The organism is Shigella flexneri 2a str. 301, assembly GCF_000006925.2.
In the GTDB taxonomy this organism is placed as follows: Bacteria; Pseudomonadota; Gammaproteobacteria; order Enterobacterales; family Enterobacteriaceae; genus ECMA0423.
The window spans coordinates 3,777,970-3,797,617 of sequence record NC_004337.2; the positions used below are offsets into that span (position 1 = coordinate 3,777,970).

At 52.4% G+C, this 19,648-nt stretch carries 23 protein-coding genes and 1 other annotated feature (1 of these 24 cut by a window edge); of the genes, 13 read left to right on the forward strand and 10 right to left on the reverse strand.

Features of this window, described 5'->3' with window-relative positions; translation table 11 throughout:
* Positions 1 to 765, reverse strand: a mobile genetic element (it extends 3 nt beyond the left edge of the window).
* A complete protein-coding gene (insB, locus tag SF3670; RefSeq protein ID NP_709410.1) occupies positions 13 to 408 on the reverse strand; it encodes an insertion element IS1 protein InsB in 396 nt (131 codons plus the stop codon). (Overlaps the previous feature by 396 nt.)
* Positions 435 to 710 carry an insertion element IS1 protein InsA gene (gene insA, locus SF3671; protein NP_709411.1) on the reverse strand — a complete coding sequence of 92 codons (276 nt, stop codon included), beginning with the start codon at positions 708 to 710 and terminating at the stop codon, positions 435 to 437. It lies within the feature at positions 1 to 765.
* Before the next feature lie 118 nt (positions 766 to 883).
* On the opposite strand from insA, the gene kdtA reads away from it, so the two are divergent.
* Positions 884 to 2,161: a 3-deoxy-D-manno-octulosonic acid transferase gene (gene kdtA, locus SF3672; RefSeq protein ID NP_709412.1), complete on the forward strand. Its 1,278-nt coding sequence runs from the start codon at positions 884 to 886 to the stop codon at positions 2,159 to 2,161.
* Positions 2,162 to 2,168: 7 nt separating this feature from the next.
* Positions 2,169 to 2,648, forward strand: a complete 480-nt coding sequence (gene coaD / locus SF3673) for a phosphopantetheine adenylyltransferase (protein NP_709413.1) — start codon at positions 2,169 to 2,171, stop codon at positions 2,646 to 2,648.
* A gap of 38 nt (positions 2,649 to 2,686) precedes the next feature.
* Here coaD and mutM read toward each other — a convergent pair whose 3' ends face one another.
* The 4 genes from mutM to radC all read right to left on the reverse strand — a co-directional run bounded on the left by mutM (position 2,687) and on the right by radC (position 4,903).
* Positions 2,687 to 3,496: a formamidopyrimidine/5-formyluracil/ 5-hydroxymethyluracil DNA glycosylase gene (mutM, locus tag SF3674; RefSeq protein NP_709414.2), complete on the reverse strand. Its 810-nt coding sequence runs from the start codon at positions 3,494 to 3,496 to the stop codon at positions 2,687 to 2,689.
* A 97-nt stretch (positions 3,497 to 3,593) separates the two neighbouring features.
* Positions 3,594 to 3,761 (reverse strand): 50S ribosomal protein L33, encoded by a 168-nt coding sequence (gene rpmG / locus SF3675; protein ID NP_709415.1) that lies wholly within the window; start codon positions 3,759 to 3,761, stop codon positions 3,594 to 3,596.
* Between the two features lie 20 nt (positions 3,762 to 3,781).
* Entirely contained in the window at positions 3,782 to 4,018 is a 237-nt protein-coding gene (gene rpmB / locus SF3676) for a 50S ribosomal protein L28 (protein ID NP_709416.1), read from the reverse strand.
* A gap of 216 nt (positions 4,019 to 4,234) precedes the next feature.
* On the reverse strand, positions 4,235 to 4,903 hold the full coding sequence (gene radC / locus SF3677; RefSeq protein ID NP_709417.4) for a DNA repair protein: 669 nt from the start codon (positions 4,901 to 4,903) through the stop codon (positions 4,235 to 4,237).
* A gap of 99 nt (positions 4,904 to 5,002) precedes the next feature.
* On the opposite strand from radC, the gene dfp reads away from it, so the two are divergent.
* The 3 genes from dfp (at position 5,003) to ttk (ending at position 7,434) form a co-directional block, all read left to right on the forward strand.
* Positions 5,003 to 6,295 carry a flavoprotein gene (gene dfp / locus SF3678; protein ID NP_709418.3) on the forward strand — a complete coding sequence of 431 codons (1,293 nt, stop codon included), beginning with the start codon at positions 5,003 to 5,005 and terminating at the stop codon, positions 6,293 to 6,295.
* A complete protein-coding gene (dut, locus tag SF3679) occupies positions 6,273 to 6,731 on the forward strand; it encodes a deoxyuridine 5'-triphosphate nucleotidohydrolase (RefSeq protein ID NP_709419.1) in 459 nt (152 codons plus the stop codon). The genes dfp and dut overlap by 23 nt, the downstream gene beginning before the upstream one ends.
* 64 nt (positions 6,732 to 6,795) lie before the next feature.
* A complete protein-coding gene (gene ttk, locus SF3680) occupies positions 6,796 to 7,434 on the forward strand; it encodes a transcriptional regulator (RefSeq protein NP_709420.3) in 639 nt (212 codons plus the stop codon).
* A gap of 36 nt (positions 7,435 to 7,470) precedes the next feature.
* Here ttk and pyrE read toward each other — a convergent pair whose 3' ends face one another.
* Complete coding sequence (gene pyrE, locus SF3681; protein ID NP_709421.2) at positions 7,471 to 8,112, reverse strand: orotate phosphoribosyltransferase; 642 nt, start codon at positions 8,110 to 8,112, stop codon at positions 7,471 to 7,473.
* Positions 8,113 to 8,177: 65 nt separating this feature from the next.
* A complete protein-coding gene (rph, locus tag SF3682) occupies positions 8,178 to 8,894 on the reverse strand; it encodes a ribonuclease PH (RefSeq protein ID NP_709422.2) in 717 nt (238 codons plus the stop codon).
* A gap of 126 nt (positions 8,895 to 9,020) precedes the next feature.
* Between rph and yicC the strand changes: the two genes are divergently transcribed.
* The 3 genes from yicC to yicG all read left to right on the forward strand — a co-directional run bounded on the left by yicC (position 9,021) and on the right by yicG (position 11,837).
* Positions 9,021 to 9,884, forward strand: a complete 864-nt coding sequence (gene yicC / locus SF3683) for a hypothetical protein (protein ID NP_709423.1) — start codon at positions 9,021 to 9,023, stop codon at positions 9,882 to 9,884.
* A gap of 220 nt (positions 9,885 to 10,104) precedes the next feature.
* Positions 10,105 to 10,929, forward strand: coding sequence for a DNA-damage-inducible protein D (gene dinD, locus SF3684; protein ID NP_709424.1), 825 nt, complete (start codon positions 10,105 to 10,107; stop codon positions 10,927 to 10,929).
* A gap of 236 nt (positions 10,930 to 11,165) precedes the next feature.
* Positions 11,166 to 11,837, forward strand: coding sequence for a hypothetical protein (gene yicG, locus SF3685; RefSeq protein ID NP_709425.1), 672 nt, complete (start codon positions 11,166 to 11,168; stop codon positions 11,835 to 11,837).
* Here yicG and ligB read toward each other — a convergent pair.
* Together ligB and SF3687 are read right to left on the reverse strand one after the other, a co-directional pair.
* On the reverse strand, positions 11,834 to 13,516 hold the full coding sequence (ligB, locus tag SF3686) for an NAD-dependent DNA ligase LigB (RefSeq protein ID NP_709426.2): 1,683 nt from the start codon (positions 13,514 to 13,516) through the stop codon (positions 11,834 to 11,836). The two genes, yicG and ligB, sit on opposite strands and share 4 nt — an antisense overlap.
* A complete protein-coding gene (locus tag SF3687) occupies positions 13,377 to 13,640 on the reverse strand; it encodes a hypothetical protein (RefSeq protein ID NP_709427.1) in 264 nt (87 codons plus the stop codon). Before SF3687 ends, ligB begins: the two co-directional genes overlap by 140 nt.
* Positions 13,641 to 13,773: 133 nt before the next feature.
* On the opposite strand from SF3687, the gene gmk reads away from it, so the two are divergent.
* From gmk to recG, 5 genes are read left to right on the forward strand one after another with little or no spacing between them, the layout of a single operon-like run.
* Complete coding sequence (gene gmk / locus SF3688) at positions 13,774 to 14,397, forward strand: guanylate kinase (RefSeq protein ID NP_709428.2); 624 nt, start codon at positions 13,774 to 13,776, stop codon at positions 14,395 to 14,397.
* Between the two features lie 54 nt (positions 14,398 to 14,451).
* Positions 14,452 to 14,727, forward strand: coding sequence for a DNA-directed RNA polymerase subunit omega (rpoZ, locus tag SF3689; protein ID NP_709429.1), 276 nt, complete (start codon positions 14,452 to 14,454; stop codon positions 14,725 to 14,727).
* 18 nt (positions 14,728 to 14,745) lie between these two features.
* Positions 14,746 to 16,854, forward strand: coding sequence for a bifunctional (p)ppGpp synthetase II/ guanosine-3',5'-bis pyrophosphate 3'-pyrophosphohydrolase (spoT, locus tag SF3690; RefSeq protein ID NP_709430.1), 2,109 nt, complete (start codon positions 14,746 to 14,748; stop codon positions 16,852 to 16,854).
* Between the two features lie 6 nt (positions 16,855 to 16,860).
* Positions 16,861 to 17,550 (forward strand): tRNA guanosine-2'-O-methyltransferase, encoded by a 690-nt coding sequence (spoU, locus tag SF3691; protein ID NP_709431.1) that lies wholly within the window; start codon positions 16,861 to 16,863, stop codon positions 17,548 to 17,550.
* Positions 17,551 to 17,555: 5 nt separating this feature from the next.
* The gene (gene recG, locus SF3692; protein ID NP_709432.2) at positions 17,556 to 19,637 is read left to right on the forward strand and encodes an ATP-dependent DNA helicase RecG; all 2,082 of its coding nucleotides are present in this window, start codon (positions 17,556 to 17,558) and stop codon (positions 19,635 to 19,637) included.
* The last annotated feature ends 11 nt before the right edge of the window (positions 19,638 to 19,648 follow it).

Genomic DNA, 19,648 nt, shown 5'->3' on the forward strand with positions numbered 1-19,648 from the left:
AATGACTCCAACTTACTGATAGTGTTTTATGTTCAGATAATGCCCGATGACCTTGTCATGCAGCTCCACCGATTTTGAGAACGACAGTGGCTTCCGTACCAGCCTTGCCAGATGTTGTCTCAGATTCAGATTATGTCGCTCAATGCGCTGAGTGTAACGCTTGCTGATAACGTGCAGCTTTCCCTTCAGGCGTGATTCATACAGCGGCCAGCCATCCGTCATCCATACCACGACCTCAAAGGCCGACAGCAGGCTCAGAAGACGCTCCAGTGTGGCCAGAGTGCGTTCACCGAAGACGTGCGCCACAACCGTCCTCCGTATCCTGTCATACGCGTAAAACAGCCAGCGCTGACGTGATTTAGCACCGACGTAGCCCCAATGTTCGTCCATTTCAGCGCAGACAATCACATCACTGCCCGGTTGTATGCGCGAGGTTACCGACTGCGGCCTGAGTTTTTTAAGTGACGTAAAACCGTGTTGAGGCCAACGCCCATAATGCGTGCACTGGCACGACATCCGACGCCATTCATGGCCATATCAATGATTTTCTGGTGCGTACCGGGCTGAGAGGCGGTGTAAGTGAACTGTAGTTGCCATGTTTTACGGCAATGAGAGCAGAGATAGCGCTGATGTCCGGCAGTGCTTTTGCCGTTACGCACCACGCCTTCAGTAGCGGAGCAGGAAGGACATCTGATGGAAATGGAAGCCACGCAAGCACCTTAAAATCACCATCATACACTAAATCAGTAAGTTGGCAGCATTACCATCCATTTCAAAGGGAGGATGATGAGATCGGGAATAAAAACAAAAACGGGAAAAGTAATGGTAAAGCCACAGCTAAATACATAGAATCCCCAGCACATCCATAAGTCAGCTATTTACTATGCTCGAATTGCTTTACACCGCCCTTCTCTACCTTATTCAGCCGCTGATCTGGATACGGCTCTGGGTGCGCGGACGTAAGGCTCCGGCCTATCGAAAACGCTGGGGTGAACGTTACGGTTTTTACCGCCATCCGCTAAAACCAGGCGGCATTATGCTGCACTCCGTCTCCGTCGGTGAAACTCTGGCGGCGATCCCGTTGGTGCGCGCGCTGCGTCATCGTTATCCTGATTTACCGATTACCGTTACAACCATGACGCCAACCGGTTCGGAGCGCGTACAATCGGCTTTCGGGAAGGATGTTCAGCACGTTTATCTGCCGTATGACCTGCCCGATGCGCTCAACCGTTTCCTGAATAAAGTCGACCCCAAACTGGTGTTGATTATGGAAACCGAACTATGGCCTAACCTGATTGCGGCGCTACATAAACGTAAAATTCCGCTGGTGATCGCTAACGCGCGACTCTCTGCCCGCTCGGCCGCAGGTTATGCCAAACTGGGTAAATTCGTCCGCCGCTTGCTGCGTCGTATTACGCTGATTGCTGCGCAAAATGAAGAAGATGGTGCACGTTTTGTGGCGCTGGGCGCAAAAAATAACCAGGTAACCGTTACCGGTAGCCTGAAATTCGATATTTCTGTAACTCCGCAGTTGGCTGCTAAAGCCGTGACGCTACGCCGCCAATGGGCACCACACCGCCCGGTATGGATTGCCACCAGCACTCACGAAGGTGAAGAGAGCGTGGTCATTGCCGCACATCAGGCATTGTTACAGCAATTCCCGAATTTATTGCTCATCCTGGTACCCCGTCATCCAGAACGCTTCCCGGATGCGATTAACCTTGTCCGCCAGGCTGGACTAAGCTATATCACACGCTCTTCAGGGGAAGTCCCCTCCACCAGCACGCAGGTTGTGGTTGGCGATACGATGGGCGAGTTGATGTTACTGTACGGCATTGCCGATCTCGCCTTTGTTGGCGGTTCACTGGTTGAACGTGGTGGGCATAATCCGCTGGAAGCTGCCGCACACGCTATTCCGGTATTGATGGGGCCGCATACTTTTAACTTTAAAGACATTTGCGCGCGGCTGGAGCAGGCAAGCGGGCTTATTACCGTTACCGATGCCACTACGCTTGCAAAAGAGGTTTCCTCTTTACTCACCGACGCCGTTTACCGTAGTTTCTATGGCCGTCATGCCGTTGAAGTACTGTATCAAAACCAGGGCGCGCTACAGCGTCTGCTTCAACTGCTGGAACCTTACCTGCCACCGAAAACGCATTGAGGTTGTTATGCAAAAACGGGCGATTTATCCGGGTACTTTCGATCCCATTACCAATGGTCATATCGATATCGTGACGCGCGCCACGCAGATGTTCGATCACGTTATTCTGGCGATTGCCGCCAGCCCCAGTAAAAAACCGATGTTTACCCTGGAAGAGCGTGTGGCACTGGCACAGCAGGCAACCGCGCATCTGGGGAACGTGGAAGTGGTCGGGTTTAGTGATTTGATGGCGAACTTCGCCCGTAATCAACACGCTACGGTGCTGATTCGTGGCCTGCGTGCGGTGGCGGATTTTGAATATGAAATGCAGCTGGCGCATATGAATCGCCACTTAATGCCGGAACTGGAAAGTGTGTTTCTGATGCCGTCGAAAGAGTGGTCGTTTATCTCTTCATCGTTGGTGAAAGAGGTGGCGCGCCATCAGGGCGATGTCACCCATTTCCTGCCGGAGAATGTCCATCAGGCGCTGATGGCAAAATTAGCGTAGCGTTTATGCCGGATGGTATGCCATCCGGCTCGCATGAATTACTTCTGGCACTGCCGACAATAAAACGTTGCCCGCTGCGCATGTTTAGTCGCCACAATCGGCGTACCGCACACCCGACACGGCTCACCTTTTCGCCCGTAAACCTGCAATTCCTGCGCGAAATAGCCCGGTTTACCATCACTTTGCAGAAAATCTTTCAGCGTTGTACCACCCTGCTCAATCGAACGCAGCAACACCGCTTTAATCACCCGAGCTAACAATTCACACTCTGCCAGCGACAGTGATGACGCCAGCCGATCCGGATGGATCCCCGCCGCAAACAGTGATTCGCTGGCATAGATATTCCCTACCCCTACCACCAGCTTGTTATCCATCAGCCACGGTTTAATCGCCGTTTTTTTCTTCGCGCACTTCTGATGCAGATACTCACCATTGAAATCGTCGCTAAGCGGCTCCGGTCCAAGATGGGCCAGCACATTATGCCCTTCCAGCTCTTTGGTCCACAGCCAGGCACCAAAGCGGCGCGGATCGGTGTAGCGCAGCACTTTACCGTTGCTCATCACCAAATCCACATGGTCATGCTTTTCAGGGGGAAGTTCTTCTGGAAGGATGCGCAGGCTGCCAGACATCCCCAAATGAATGATAATCCAGCCCTCAGGCAGCTCCAGCAGCAGATATTTAGCCCGCCGCTGCACGCTAAGCACTGGTTGATCGCTTAATCGGTAGATCTCTTCTGAAACCGGCCAGCGCAAGCGTCCGTTGCGCACCACCGCATGAAGAATGGTTGCACCAACGAGATGCGGTTCTATGCCGCGACGGCTGGTTTCAACTTCGGGTAATTCAGGCATAGCATCTCCAGGAATGAACAGATGCAATCAATATGGGGGCAAGCAGATAACAAAAAACCCCGCCGGAGCGAGGTTTTTCGTTACATCAAAGCGAGAATTATTTGATTTTCGCTTCTTTGTAGATCACGTGCTGACGAACAACTGGATCGAATTTTTTCAGTTCCAGTTTTTCCGGCTTAGTACGTTTGTTCTTCGTAGTGGTATAGAAGTGACCAGTACCAGCAGAAGAAACCAGCTTGATTTTCTCACGAATACCTTTAGCCATGATTTATTTCCTCTAAGTACTTAGTACTTTTCGCCACGGGCACGCAGTTCAGCCAGAACTGTATCGATGCCTTTTTTATCGATTACACGCATACCTTTAGCAGATACGCGCAGGGTGACAAAACGCTTCTCGCTCTCAACCCAGAAACGGTGAGAGTGCAGGTTCGGCAGGAAACGGCGTTTAGTCGCGTTCAGTGCGTGGGAACGGTTGTTACCGGTCACCGGACGCTTGCCAGTAACTTGGCAGACTCGGGACATGTCTATTCTCCAAAAATCAAATTAGCTCGAGCTTCGTATGGGGTATTGGCGCCTCGTCAGGCTTTACAGCCCGGTCATCGCAGTTCTATGTGAACTCTCGATTGCCAGGCCCAAATGCCAAACCCGAGATTCTCAAAGGTGGCGTAGTATACGCTGACTCAGCGATGTGCTCAACTCCCGAACAGACAAAGATCCCGAAGGATCGCGCATAGCGGGTTAAATCCAGCCGCGTTCGGCAAAAGAAACATACTCTCCACGCCCAATCACGATATGGTCGAGCACGCGTAAATCCATGAACTGACAACTCTTTATTATCCGTTCAGTAATGAGTTTATCCGCTTTACTGGGTTCAGCACAACCCGAAGGGTGATTATGTGCAAGGATCAGCGCCGAGGCGTTTATTTTTATCGCTTCGCGGATAATTTCCCGAGGATGGACTTCAACATGGTTTAGCGTGCCGGAAAAAAGACGGCTATGCGTTATAACCCGGTGTTGTGAGTCGAGAAAGATCACCATAAAGATCTCCCGCTCCTCACCCGTGAGCTGGCTTTGTAAAAATTCCCGCGTCATCTCCGGGCTGAGTAAAGGGCTTTCTTCACGCATCCGCACGTTGTAGTAACGTCGCGCCAGTTCAGCAATCCCCTTTAACTGGGCAAATTTCGCTACGCCAATTCCATGAACACCACTAAATTGTTCATATTCAGAGGTTAACAAGCCATAAAGAGAGCCGAAATTCTCCAGCATCTCTTTTGCCAGGGTTAATACATCTTTACCGCGCGTTCCGGTACGCAGAAATAGCGCCAGCAGCTCGACATCCGTTAAGGCGCTAATACCAAACTTCAGCATTTTTTCGCGCGGCATCAACAGCTGTGCATTGTTTTTCACCTTCACCTCCTTTGTGGTGCTCGCATCCTGTCATAGCCGTTCCGTTAAATCGACGGCCAGTTTTCAATCCTGGAAAGAGCCTCGCAAAGTGAATCTCAGGTGAAGGCACGACAACAAAAGTATTGTGATAAAATCGCCAACTTCTGGTGTCACCCAACAGGAAAAATCATCATGAGCCTGGCCGGTAAAAAAATCGTTCTCGGCGTTAGCGGCGGTATTGCTGCCTATAAAACCCCTGAACTGGTGCGTCGTTTGCGCGATCGCGGGGCCGACGTCCGCGTAGCCATGACCGAAGCGGCAAAAGCCTTTATCACCCCACTTAGCTTGCAGGCGGTTTCTGGTTATCCCGTTTCCGACAGTCTGCTTGACCCGGCAGCCGAAGCCGCTATGGGCCATATTGAGCTGGGTAAATGGGCTGATTTAGTGATTCTCGCCCCTGCCACGGCAGATTTGATTGCCCGTGTTGCTGCCGGAATGGCGAATGACCTGGTATCGACGATTTGTCTGGCTACACCTGCGCCTGTAGCCGTGCTCCCCGCCATGAACCAGCAGATGTACCGTGCCGCTGCCACGCAGCATAATTTAGAGGTGCTTGCTTCCCGTGGTTTGCTCATCTGGGGGCCAGACAGTGGCAGTCAGGCTTGTGGTGATATCGGTCCTGGACGAATGCTCGATCCGTTAACCATTGTGGATATGGCGGTGGCGCATTTTTCGCCCGTCAACGACCTGAAACATCTGAACATTATGATTACCGCCGGTCCGACGCGTGAACCGCTCGATCCGGTGCGTTATATCTCTAATCACAGCTCCGGCAAGATGGGTTTTGCTATCGCCGCCGCTGCTGCCCGTCGTGGCGCGAACGTCACGCTGGTATCAGGTCCAGTTTCACTACCGACGCCACCGTTTGTTAAACGTGTTGATGTGATGACCGCGCTGGCAATGGAAGCCGCCGTGAATGCTTCTGTACAGCAGCAAAATATTTTTATCGGTTGCGCCGCCGTGGCGGATTATCGCGCAGCTACCGTGGCCCCAGAAAAAATCAAAAAGCAGGCCACGCAGGGTGATGAATTAACAATAAAAATGGTTAAAAACCCCGATATCGTCGCAGGCGTTGCCGCACTAAAAGACCATCGACCCTACGTCGTTGGATTTGCCGCCGAAACAAATAATGTGGAAGAATACGCCCGGCAAAAACGTATCCGTAAAAACCTTGATCTGATCTGCGCGAACGATGTTTCCCAGCCAACTCAAGGATTTAACAGCGACAACAACGCATTACACCTTTTCTGGCAGGACGGAGATAAAGTCTTACCGCTTGAGCGCAAAGAGCTCCTTGGCCAATTATTACTCGACGAGATCGTGACCCGTTATGATGAAAAAAATCGACGTTAAGATTCTGGACCCGCGCGTTAGGAAGGAATTTCCGCTCCCGACTTATGCCACCTCTGGCTCTGCCGGACTTGACCTGCGTGCCTGTCTCGACGACGCCGTAGAACTGGCTCCGGGTGACACTACGCTGGTTCCGACCGGGCTGGCGATTCATATTGCCGATCCTTCACTGGCGGCAATGATGCTGCCGCGCTCCGGATTGGGACATAAGCACGGTATCGTGCTTGGTAACCTGGTAGGATTGATCGATTCCGACTATCAGGGCCAGTTGATGATTTCCGTGTGGAACCGTGGTCAGGACAGCTTCACCATTCAACCTGGCGAACGCATCGCCCAGATGATTTTTGTTCCGGTAGTACAGGCTGAATTTAATCTGGTGGAAGATTTCGACGCCACCGACCGCGGTGAAGGCGGCTTTGGTCACTCTGGTCGTCAGTAACACATACGCATCCGAATAACGTCATAACATAGCCGCAAACATTTCGTTTGCGGTCATAGCGTGGGTGCCGCCTGGCAAGTGCTTATTTTCAGGGGTATTTTGTAACATGGCAGAAAAACAAACTGCGAAAAGGAACCGTCGCGAGGAAATACTTCAGTCTCTGGCGCTGATGCTGGAATCCAGCGATGGAAGCCAACGTATCACGACGGCAAAACTGGCCGCCTCTGTCGGCGTTTCCGAAGCGGCACTGTATCGCCACTTCCCCAGTAAGACCCGCATGTTCGATAGCCTGATTGAGTTTATCGAAGATAGCCTGATTACTCGCATCAACCTGATTCTGAAAGATGAGAAAGACACCACAGCGCGCCTGCGTCTGATTGTGTTGCTGCTTCTCGGTTTTGGTGAGCGTAATCCTGGCCTGACCCGCATCCTCACTGGTCATGCGCTAATGTTTGAACAGGATCGCCTGCAAGGGCGCATCAACCAGCTGTTCGAGCGTATTGAAGCGCAGCTGCGCCAGGTATTGCGTGAAAAGAGAATGCGTGAGGGTGAAGGTTACACCACCGATGAAACCCTGCTGGCAAGCCAGATCCTGGCCTTCTGTGAAGGTATGCTGTCACGTTTTGTCCGCAGCGAATTTAAATACCGCCCGACGGATGATTTTGACGCCCGCTGGCCGCTAATTGCCGCGCAGTTGCAGTAATATGACGCCGGATGACTTTTCATCCGGCGAGTTTCTTTAAACGCCAAACTCTTCGCGATAGGCCTTAACCGCCGCCAGATGTTCCGCCATTTCCGGCTTCTCTTCCAGATAGGCAATCAGATCTTTCAGGGTGATGATAGAGATCACTTTGCAGTTGTAATCACGCTCAACTTCCTGAATCGCCGAAATCTCGCCGCGCCCGCGTTCCTGACGATCGAGCGAAATCAACACGCCAGCAAGCGTCGCGCCATTGGCCTGAATAATCTCCATCGACTCGCGAATCGCCGTTCCGGCGGTGATCACATCATCTACCAGCATTACGCGTCCTTGTAACGCGCTACCAACCAGATTGCCGCCTTCACCGTGGTCTTTTGCTTCTTTGCGGTTAAAGCAGTACGGCAGGTCCAGGTCGTGATGCTCCGCCAGTGCCACAGCGGTTGTGGTGGCAATCGGGATCCCTTTGTAAGCAGGGCCAAACAGCAGATCGAACTCAATGCCGGAATCCACCAACGCTTCAGCGTAAAAACGGCCTAACAGTGCCAGATCGCGCCCGGTATTAAACAGCCCGGCGTTGAAGAAATAGGGGCTTTTGCGCCCGGATTTCAGCGTAAACTCGCCAAACTTTAACACCTGCTTGCTAAGCGCAAATTCAATAAACTGGCGCTGATATGATTTCATGCCTTCGCTCCTCATCTTACTTTTCTACAGACAAAAAAAAGGCGACTCATCAGTCGCCTTAAAAATCAGTTTGCCAGCGCCGCCTTCTGCGTCGCTACAATGGATTCGATTCCCCCTCGGGCCAGCGCCAACAAGGTGAGTAGCTCTTCATGGGTGAACGGCTCGCCTTCTGCCGTCCCCTGCACTTCAATGATGCGCCCGTCTTCGGTCATCACTACGTTCATGTCGGTCTCTGCGGCTGAGTCTTCAACGTATTCCAGATCGCAAATTGCTTCACCGTTTACAATACCGACAGAAACTGCGGCTACCATCCCTTTCATCGGGTTGGTTTTCAGCTTGCCGTTTTCCACCAGCTTCTGTAGCGCATCTGCCAGCGCCACGCAGGCACCCGTAATCGACGCGGTACGAGTGCCACCATCAGCCTGAAGCACGTCGCAGTCCAGCGTAATGGTGAACTCACCCAGCGCTTTCAAATCTACTGCCGCGCGAAGAGCACGGGCGATCAGACGCTGGATTTCCATTGTGCGTCCACCCTGCTTACCTTTCGCCGCTTCACGAGCGTTACGGGTGTGGGTAGAACGTGGCAGCATGCCGTACTCTGCGGTGATCCAGCCCTGGCCCTGACCTTTCAGGAAGCGCGGCACGCCTTCTTCAATAGAGGCGGTACACAATACTTTGGTATCGCCAAATTCGACCAGCACCGAGCCTTCTGCATGTTTTGTATAGTTACGAGTCAGGGTAACGGGACGCACCTGATTATTGCTACGGCCTGCTGGACGCATATTGAAATCTCCGGCTTGAAACAAATGTGGCTGCGCATTATACGGACTTCCGGCGGTTATTCCTATCCTGACAAGGCATCGATGGCTATAATCCTTCCACCTCTCCTTTTATAAACAGGAACGTCTATGATCCGCAGTATGACCGCCTACGCCCGGCGTGAAATCAAGGGTGAATGGGGGAGCGCAACCTGGGAAATGCGCTCGGTAAACCAGCGTTATCTGGAAACTTACTTTCGTCTGCCGGAGCAGTTCCGTAGCCTTGAACCTGTCGTTCGCGAGCGTATTCGTTCTCGCCTGACGCGCGGTAAAGTGGAATGTACCCTGCGCTATGAGCCAGATGTTAGCGCACAAGGTGAGCTGATCCTCAATGAAAAACTGGCTAAACAGCTGGTAACTGCCGCGAACTGGGTAAAAATGAAGAGTGACGAAGGGGAAATCAACCCGGTTGATATTCTACGCTGGCCGGGCGTGATGGCAGCCCAGGAGCAGGATCTCGACGCGATTGCCGCTGAAATTCTCGCGGCGTTGGATGGTACGCTGGACGACTTTATCGTCGCGCGCGAAACCGAAGGTCAGGCACTGAAAGCATTGATCGAGCAGCGTCTGGAAGGCGTCACCGCCGAAGTGGTCAAAGTCCGCGCCCATATGCCGGAAATTCTGCAATGGCAGCGTGAGCGTCTGGTCGCGAAGCTGGAAGATGCTCAGGTTCAGTTGGAAAACAACCGTCTGGAGCAGGAGTTGGTTCTGCTGGCACAACGAATTGACGTTGCCGAAGAGCTGGACCGCCTCGAAGCGCATGTTAAAGAGACGTACAACATTCTGAAGAAAAAAGAAGCGGTTGGTCGTCGTCTGGACTTTATGATGCAGGAGTTCAACCGTGAGTCGAACACTCTTGCGTCGAAATCTATCAATGCCGAAGTGACAAACTCCGCCATCGAGCTGAAAGTGTTGATTGAGCAGATGCGCGAGCAGATTCAGAATATTGAGTAACTCGTAACACCAATTCTGACTTTTCAGCCTTCACAAATGCCGCCCACTCAAACAGAGCGGCATTTTTCTTCCCCGCAACTTCAATTCTGTTTTGCGTGCCTGCTCCAGATTTTGCGATGTTTTTTTGCCCAGCACACTGAGAACGTGAGATACTCACAACTGTATATAAATACAGTTACAGATTTACTTTCTTTGCAATCGATATCACATGGAGTGGGCAATGAACGAACATCATCAACCTTTTGAAGAGATAAAACTGATTAATGCAAACGGAGCAGAACAATGGTCAGCAAGACAACTTGGGAAACTACTGGGTTATTCAGAGTATCGTCACTTTATACCTGTATTAACGCGCGCCAAAGAGGCCTGTGAGAACAGTGGTCACACAATTGATGACCATTTCGAGGAGATCCTCGATATGGTCAAAATTGGCTCAAATGCCAAAAGAGCATTAAAAGACATCGTACTCTCCCGCTATGCCTGTTACCTGGTAGTACAAAACGGCGACCCCGCGAAACCGGTCATTGCGGCAGGGCAGACTTATTTTACTATCCAGACCCGACGGCAGGAGCTTGCTGACGATGAAGCATTTAAGCAACTTCGTGAAGACGAAAAGCGTCTGTTTCTGAGAAATGAGTTGAAAGAACATAACAAACAATTGGTTGAGGCAGCACAGCAAGCTGGGGTAGCGACAGCTACTGATTTCGCCATATTTCAGAATCATGGTTACCAGGGGCTGTATGGTGGATTAGATCAGAAAGCCATCCACCAACTGAAGGGGCTGAAAAAGAGTCAGAAGATCCTGGATCATATGGGTTCAACAGAACTGGCGGCTAATCTCTTTCGAGCTACCCAAACAGAAGAAAAACTCAAGCGGGATAGCGTGAATTCAAAACAGCAAGCTAATACCACACACTTTGACGTGGGTAGCAAGGTGAGGCAAACCATTCAGGAACTTGGCGGAACCATACCTGAGGAGTTGCCGACCCCGCAGGTCAGCATCAAGCAGTTGGAAAACAGTGTAAAAATTACAGAGAAGAAATAGCAGAAACGAAAAACTCTTTTTGTTGATTGAGACACCCGATGCGTAAGCCAAGGTCCAGGTGCAGTGAACACAATGGCTAAACATTGCACCTTTCTTTTCCCCCCTCAGTTTTAACCTATTTTTTCTTATGCATTTTCTCAGACAAGAAGTCAGAAGAATGCATCTACGCTACAGAAAATAGCGATTTCACATAACTAAAAGTTATCAATTTCCTCTCACCTTAAAAAATATCAATCGTGACAATGCGCACAAATCGCTACCCTGCCAGACAGATTTTTAGGGAGAGAACCATGCTGTTACACATTTTGTATTTGGTTGGCATTACTGCCGAAGCCATGACGGGGGCGCTGGCGGCCGGGCGACGGCGCATGGATACATTTGGCGTAATTATTATTGCAACCGCCACCGCAATTGGCGGAGGGTCAGTGCGCGATATTCTGCTGGGCCACTATCCGCTCGGCTGGGTCAAACACCCGGAATATGTGATTATCGTCGCTACCGCCGCAGTACTCACCACTATCGTTGCTCCTGTAATGCCTTACCTGCGCAAAGTGTTTCTGGTGCTCGATGCGCTCGGACTGGTGGTCTTTTCTATCATCGGCGCACAGGTTGCACTGGATATGGGGCACGGCCCAATTATTGCCGTTGTCGCGGCGGTAACCACCGGTGTATTTGGCGGCGTTTTGCGCGATATGTTCTGTAAACGCATTCCGCTGGTCTTTCAAAAAGAGTTGTATGCCGGTGTCTCATTTGCCTCCGCCGTGCTGTACATCGCGCTGCAACACTATGTTTCTAACCATGATGTGGTGATTATCTCCACCCTGGTATTCGGCTTTTTTGCTCGTTTACTGGCGCTACGTCTTAAGCTGGGATTACCGGTCTTTTACTACAGCCACGAAGGTCACTAAGGTTCAAAACCTGTGATCTGCTGGGCAGCCAGCCAACTGCCCAGCTTCTTGATTTGCGCATTTTCCTTCCATTCAATAACCTGTCTGGCGCGCCCAGATCCAGTCCCCGGCAGCTGCTGCCAGAACTGCTCCGTGCTAAATAAAAGTTGCGACCAGGACCGTTCATCACTGGCATTAAGCGCCGCCCGGGTTAGCGGTATTCCCATTGCCATCACCCAGCGAGTAAAAGGCTGGTTACGAGCCAGATTAAACTGATGCCATAACTGCGCACTTTTACTTTTCGCGATCCCCGGCGTGTTCTGTAATTGCTCTGGCGTTAATAAAAGCCAGGAAAAGATATGCTCAAAGCGATGAGTCTGATGCAGCGCGCGCCAACCGGCCTCACCAATGCCATCCAGCCCCAGAACCTGTTTTGACCCCAGCCAGACTAAGCGTGAAATGAACTGTTCCTGACAAACATCAGAAGCAAAGTAGCAGGTCAACGGGTTAAAGCGGTTTTCTGGTGGTGTCGGTTTTGTACGTTCTGCACCGCGCCAGACCACATCATCAATGCGAGGAATACCCTGACCGGCAAGGCTGACGAGGATCTGATCACCAGGCGCAATATCCCACTCCTGCCAGCGCCTGACGGAACCAATATTCACCCGCTGGACTTTTTTATCATCCAGCATGACAGGTGCGAGTGACGCAACCACCGATATTTTACCGCTCTTACCCACCGCAAACTGAATCGCCTTCACTTCGGCAACCTGAGCTACAGGTTGATATTTCCAGGCCACCAGCCACTCCGCCTGGCCCGGTAGCCAATGACGGGATTCGGGTTCCTTAGCCCCTCGCACAACCACGCCATCGGTGACGAAGGGTAATTTCGCTTTCCACCACTCATTGCGTACGCGCGCAACCTCATCAGCATTTTTAACCGCACGGGTATACCTCTGCGTTAGAGTAAAACCTGCGGTAGCCAGCTCCTTTAAACGATCGGTCATTAACTGCGGTCCATCCGGCCATGCCCAGACAAAAACAGCCAGTGAGTTTAGCGTGTCGCTATTCCCCTGGCGCATCATCAGGCCAGCAACTTTTGCGCGGGCATTTATTCCCCCCATTTGTTGTTGGATATGCCCCTCGCGCTGGAGAAATATTTCCCCCTGAAGCGTACTGTTGGCTAAAGGCCCGCTAACGGTTTGCAGCACAGCGGAAATTAAGCTAACTTTCTGCGTCCAGTCCTCGCCTTTCAGGCCATTACCGCGACTGATTGCTTTGTTCAGTTTCCCGTCCCGATAAACCAGGGTTACCGCAACGCCATCAACTTTTGGCTGCACCCAAAGATCGCTACGTTCTCGCATCCACAGACTTAATGCGTTTTTATCCGCCATTTTGCGTACACCCGTATGGGCAACCGGATGCATAACCGCACCATTTAAAGGCGGCATCATCACGTCGCGGGGCTCGCTCACAAAGCAGCGTTGCCACTGCGTAAGACGGGCGCTTAACTGATCGTAAACACCGTCTTCCACCTCACTTTTTCCTTCCTTCCAGTAGTCATCGTCCCACTGTTTTATTTGCTGTTGCAGGCGGGAAATTTCTTCCTGTGCTCTGGCTGGCGACCAGGCCGGACAGACCGCCCACACAGATGATTGCCAGCACAAGATACTTATTAATATCGCCATCCATACTTTCATCTTCACCTCCGCTGTAGTCAGGCTGGCAGATATACAACGTGGTGAAGGCAAAGCCGAGTGGCAAAAACGGAGTCTGCGAGGACGCTTCCTGAGAATCGTCTTTATTGCAGTAAATCACAGGCAAATGCGGAAACAGCTACGCAAAACGCAACAACTTTGCGCAAAAAGTGTGAGCAAGGGCTACGTCACATGGCCGCGCCGTGTATAATAAGCTCGTATGTAGGCTTTATTTCGCTAATCACATACGAAAGATACTCATGGCTCAAGGCACGCTTTATATTGTTTCTGCCCCCAGTGGCGCGGGTAAATCCAGCCTGATTCAGGCTTTATTAAAAACCCAACCGTTGTATGACACCCAGGTTTCTGTTTCACACACCACACGCCAACCGCGTCCTGGTGAAGTCCACGGTGAACATTATTTCTTTGTTAATCATGATGAATTTAAAGAAATGATTAGCAGAGATGCGTTCCTCGAACACGCAGAAGTTTTTGGTAATTACTATGGCACTTCGCGTGAGGCCATTGAGCAAGTACTGGCGACCGGTGTCGATGTTTTTCTCGATATCGACTGGCAGGGCGCGCAGCAAATTCGCCAGAAGATGCCGCACGCGCGGAGTATCTTTATTTTACCGCCGTCCAAAATTGAACTGGACCGCCGTCTACGCGGTCGCGGTCAGGACAGCGAAGAGGTCATTGCAAAGCGTATGGCGCAAGCTGTTGCAGAAATGAGCCATTACGCCGAATATGATTATCTGATTGTGAATGATGACTTCGATACCGCGTTGACCGATTTGAAGACCATTATTCGCGCCGAACGTCTGCGCATGAGCCGCCAAAAGCAGCGTCATGACGCTTTAATCAGCAAATTGTTGGCAGACTGAACCTGATTTCAGTATCATGCCCAGTCATTTCTTCACCTGTGGAGCTTTTTAAGTATGGCACGCGTAACTGTTCAGGACGCTGTAGAGAAAATTGGTAACCGTTTTGACCTGGTACTGGTCGCCGCGCGTCGCGCTCGTCAGATGCAGGTAGGCGGAAAGGATCCGCTGGTACCGGAAGAAAACGATAAAACCACTGTAATCGCGCTGCGCGAAATCGAAGAAGGTCTGATCAACAACCAGATCCTCGACGTTCGCGAACGCCAGGAACAGCAAGAGCTGGAAGCCGCTGAATTACAAGCCGTTACCGCTATTGCTGAAGGTCGTCGTTAATCACAAAGCGGGTCGCCCTTGTATCTGTTTGAAAGCCTGAATCAACTGATTCAAACCTACCTGCCGGAAGACCAAATCAAGCGTCTGCGGCAGGCGTATCTCGTTGCACGTGATGCTCACGAGGGGCAAACACGTTCAAGCGGTGAACCCTATATCACGCACCCGGTAGCGGTTGCCTGCATTCTGGCCGAGATGAAACTCGACTATGAAACGCTGATGGCGGCGCTGCTGCATGACGTGATTGAAGATACTCCCGCCACCTACCAGGATATGGAACAGCTTTTTGGTAAAAGCGTCGCCGAGCTGGTAGAGGGGGTGTCGAAACTTGATAAACTCAAGTTCCGCGATAAGAAAGAGGCGCAGGCCGAAAACTTTCGCAAGATGATTATGGCGATGGTGCAGGATATCCGCGTCATCCTCATCAAACTTGCCGACCGTACCCACAACATGCGCACGCTGGGCTCACTTCGCCCGGACAAACGTCGCCGCATCGCCCGTGAAACTCTCGAAATTTACAGCCCGCTGGCGCACCGTTTAGGTATCCACCACATTAAAACCGAACTCGAAGAGCTGGGTTTTGAGGCGCTGTATCCCAACCGTTATCGCGTAATCAAAGAAGTGGTGAAAGCCGCGCGCGGCAACCGTAAAGAGATGATCCAAAAAATCCTCTCGGAAATCGAAGGGCGTTTGCAGGAAGCGGGAATTCCCTGCCGCGTCAGTGGTCGCGAGAAGCATCTTTATTCGATTTACTGCAAAATGGTGCTCAAAGAGCAGCGTTTTCACTCAATCATGGACATCTACGCTTTCCGCGTGATCGTCAATGATTCCGACACCTGTTATCGCGTGCTCGGGCAAATGCATAGCCTGTACAAGCCGCGTCCGGGTCGCGTGAAAGACTACATCGCCATTCCAAAAGCGAACGGCTATCAGTCTTTGCACACCTCGATGATCGGCCCGCACGGTGTGCCGGTTGAGGTCCAGATCCGTACCGAAGATATGGATCAGATGGCGGAGATGGGTGTTGCCGCGCACTGGGCTTATAAAGAGCACGGCGAAACCAGCACCACCGCGCAAATCCGCGCCCAGCGCTGGATGCAAAGCCTGCTGGAGCTGCAACAGAGCGCCGGTAGTTCGTTTGAATTTATCGAGAGCGTTAAATCCGATCTCTTCCCGGATGAGATTTACGTTTTCACACCGGAAGGGCGAATTGTCGAGCTGCCTGCCGGTGCAACGCCCGTCGACTTCGCTTATGCAGTGCATACCGATATCGGTCATGCCTGCGTGGGCGCACGCGTTGACCGCCAGCCTTACCCGCTGTCGCAGCCGCTTACCAGCGGTCAAACCGTTGAAATCATTACCGCACCGGGCGCTCGCCCGAATGCCGCGTGGCTGAACTTTGTCGTTAGCTCAAAAGCGCGCGCCAAAATTCGTCAGTTGCTGAAAAACCTCAAGCGTGATGATTCTGTAAGCCTGGGCCGTCGTCTGCTCAACCATGCTTTGGGTGGTAGCCGTAAGCTGAATGAAATCCCGCAGGAAAATATTCAGCGCGAGCTGGATCGCATGAAGCTGGCAACGCTTGACGATCTGCTGGCAGAAATCGGACTTGGTAACGCAATGAGCGTGGTGGTCGCGAAAAATCTGCAACATGGGGACGCCTCCATTCCACCGGCAACCCAAAGCCACGGACATCTGCCCATTAAAGGTGCCGATGGCGTACTGATCACCTTTGCGAAATGCTGCCGCCCTATTCCTGGCGACCCGATTATCGCCCACGTCAGCCCCGGTAAAGGTCTGGTGATCCACCATGAATCCTGCCGTAATATCCGTGGCTACCAGAAAGAGCCAGAGAAGTTTATGGCTGTGGAATGGGATAAAGAGACGGCGCAGGAGTTCATCACCGAAATCAAGGTGGAGATGTTCAATCATCAGGGCGCGCTGGCAAACCTGACGGCGGCAATTAACACCACGACTTCGAATATTCAAAGTTTGAATACGGAAGAGAAAGATGGTCGCGTCTACAGCGCCTTTATTCGTCTGACCGCTCGTGACCGTGTGCATCTGGCGAATATCATGCGCAAAATCCGCGTGATGCCAGACGTGATTAAAGTCACCCGAAACCGAAATTAATGTTTTATGAACCCAACACGTTATGCACGCATCTGCGAAATGCTCGCCAGGCGGCAGCCTGATCTGACCGTCTGCATGGAGCAGGTCCACAAACCTCATAACGTTTCTGCGATTATTCGTACCGCAGATGCCGTTGGCGTACATGAAGTTCACGCCGTCTGGCCTGGTAGCCGCATGCGCACCATGGCTTCGGCAGCGGCGGGTAGTAACAGCTGGGTACAGGTGAAAACACACCGCACCATTGGCGATGCCGTCGCTCATCTCAAAGGCCAGGGCATGCAGATTCTGGCAACCCATCTTTCTGATAATGCTGTCGATTTCCGCGAAATTGATTACACTCGCCCGACCTGCATTTTGATGGGACAGGAGAAAACGGGCATCACGCAGGAAGCATTGGCCCTGGCGGATCAGGACATCATCATTCCGATGATCGGCATGGTGCAGTCGCTGAATGTTTCCGTTGCCTCAGCCCTCATTCTTTACGAAGCCCAGCGTCAGCGGCAAAATGCAGGCATGTACCTGCGTGAAAACAGCATGTTGCCGGAAGCAGAGCAACAACGCCTGTTGTTTGAAGGCGGCTATCCGGTGCTGGCGAAAGTCGCAAAACGCAAAGGCCTGCCTTATCCCCACGTCAATCAGCAAGGCGAGATCGAAGCTGATGCCGACTGGTGGGCTACTATGCAGGCTGCAGGGTAAGTGCCATGAAAGGTCGCCTGTTAGATGCTGTCCCACTCAGTTCCCTAACGGGCGTTGGCGCAGCACTTAGTAACAAACTGGCGAAAATCAACCTGCATACCGTGCAGGATCTACTCTTACACCTTCCCCTGCGCTACGAAGATCGCACCCATCTCTACCCCATCGGAGAACTACTGCCGGGCGTTTATGCCACGGTGGAAGGCGAAGTGCTGAACTGCAATATCTCCTTCGGCGGTCGGCGGATGATGACCTGCCAGATCAGCGACGGTTCCGGCATCCTCACCATGCGCTTTTTCAATTTCAGCGCGGCAATGAAAAATAGCCTGGCGACGGGCCGCCGTGTACTGGCTTATGGCGAAGCAAAGCGCGGTAAATATGGTGCGGAGATGATCCACCCGGAATACCGCGTGCAGGGCGATCTCAGCACGCCAGAATTACAGGAAACGCTCACGCCGGTTTATCCAACAACGGAAGGCGTAAAGCAGGCCACGCTGCGTAAATTAACCGACCAGGCGCTGGATCTGCTCGACACCTGCGCCATTGAAGAACTCCTGCCGCCGGAACTGTCACAAGGAATGATGACGCTACCGGAAGCGTTGCGCACTTTGCACCGCCCGCCACCGACGCTACAGCTTAGCGATCTGGAAACCGGGCAGCATCCGGCGCAACGTCGTCTGATTCTGGAAGAACTGCTGGCGCACAACCTCAGCATGTTAGCCTTACGTGCCGGAGCACAGCGTTTTCATGCCCAGCCGCTGAGCGCCAATGACACGCTGAAAAATAAACTCCTCGCCGCCTTACCGTTCAAGCCAACGGGCGCACAGGCACGCGTAGTGGCGGAGATCGAGCATGATATGGCGCTGGATGTGCCGATGATGCGCCTGGTACAGGGCGATGTAGGTTCCGGTAAAACGCTGGTCGCCGCCCTCGCCGCGCTGCGTGCGATTGCCCACGGCAAACAGGTGGCACTGATGGCACCAACCGAATTACTCGCCGAGCAGCACGCCAATAACTTCCGCAACTGGTTTGCACCGCTCGGTATCGAAGTGGGCTGGCTCGCCGGTAAGCAGAAAGGCAAAGCGCGACTGTCTCAGCAGGAAGCCATCGCCAGCGGTCAGGTGCAGATGATTGTCGGTACACACGCCATCTTCCAGGAACAGGTGCAGTTTAACGGCCTGGCGCTGGTGATTATCGACGAACAGCATCGTTTTGGCGTGCATCAGCGTCTGGCATTGTGGGAGAAAGGCCAGCAGCAGGGCTTCCATCCGCATCAGTTGATCATGACCGCCACGCCGATCCCCCGCACGCTGGCAATGACGGCGTATGCCGATCTCGATACCTCGGTGATAGATGAGCTGCCGCCAGGCCGCACGCCAGTGACTACGGTCGCTATTCCTGATACCCGCCGTACCGACATCATTGACCGCGTGCGCCACGCCTGCATAACTGAAGGTCGTCAGGCGTACTGGGTTTGTACGTTGATTGAAGAGTCAGAGTTACTGGAAGCGCAGGCGGCGGAAGCTACCTGGGAAGAGTTGAAACTGGCGCTACCAGAATTGAATGTTGGCCTGGTACACGGGCGGATGAAACCAGCCGAGAAACAGGCGGTGATGGCGTCGTTTAAACAAGGTGAGCTACATCTGCTGGTTGCCACTACCGTTATTGAAGTCGGTGTTGATGTGCCTAACGCCAGCCTGATGATTATCGAAAACCCTGAGCGTCTGGGTCTGGCGCAGTTACACCAGCTGCGCGGGCGCGTAGGTCGTGGCGCGGTGGCTTCTCACTGCGTGCTGCTCTACAAAACGCCGCTTTCTAAAACGGCGCAAATTCGCCTGCAAGTGCTGCGCGACAGTAACGACGGTTTTGTGATTGCGCAAAAAGATCTGGAGATTCGCGGCCCTGGCGAATTGTTAGGCACGCGTCAGACGGGTAATGCTGAATTTAAAGTGGCGGATTTACTGCGCGATCAGGCGATGATCCCGGAAGTTCAGCGCCTGGCGCGACATATTCACGAACGTTACCCACAACAGGCAAAAGCCTTGATAGAACGCTGGATGCCGGAGACAGAACGTTACTCGAATGCGTAAAAGGCGGCGGT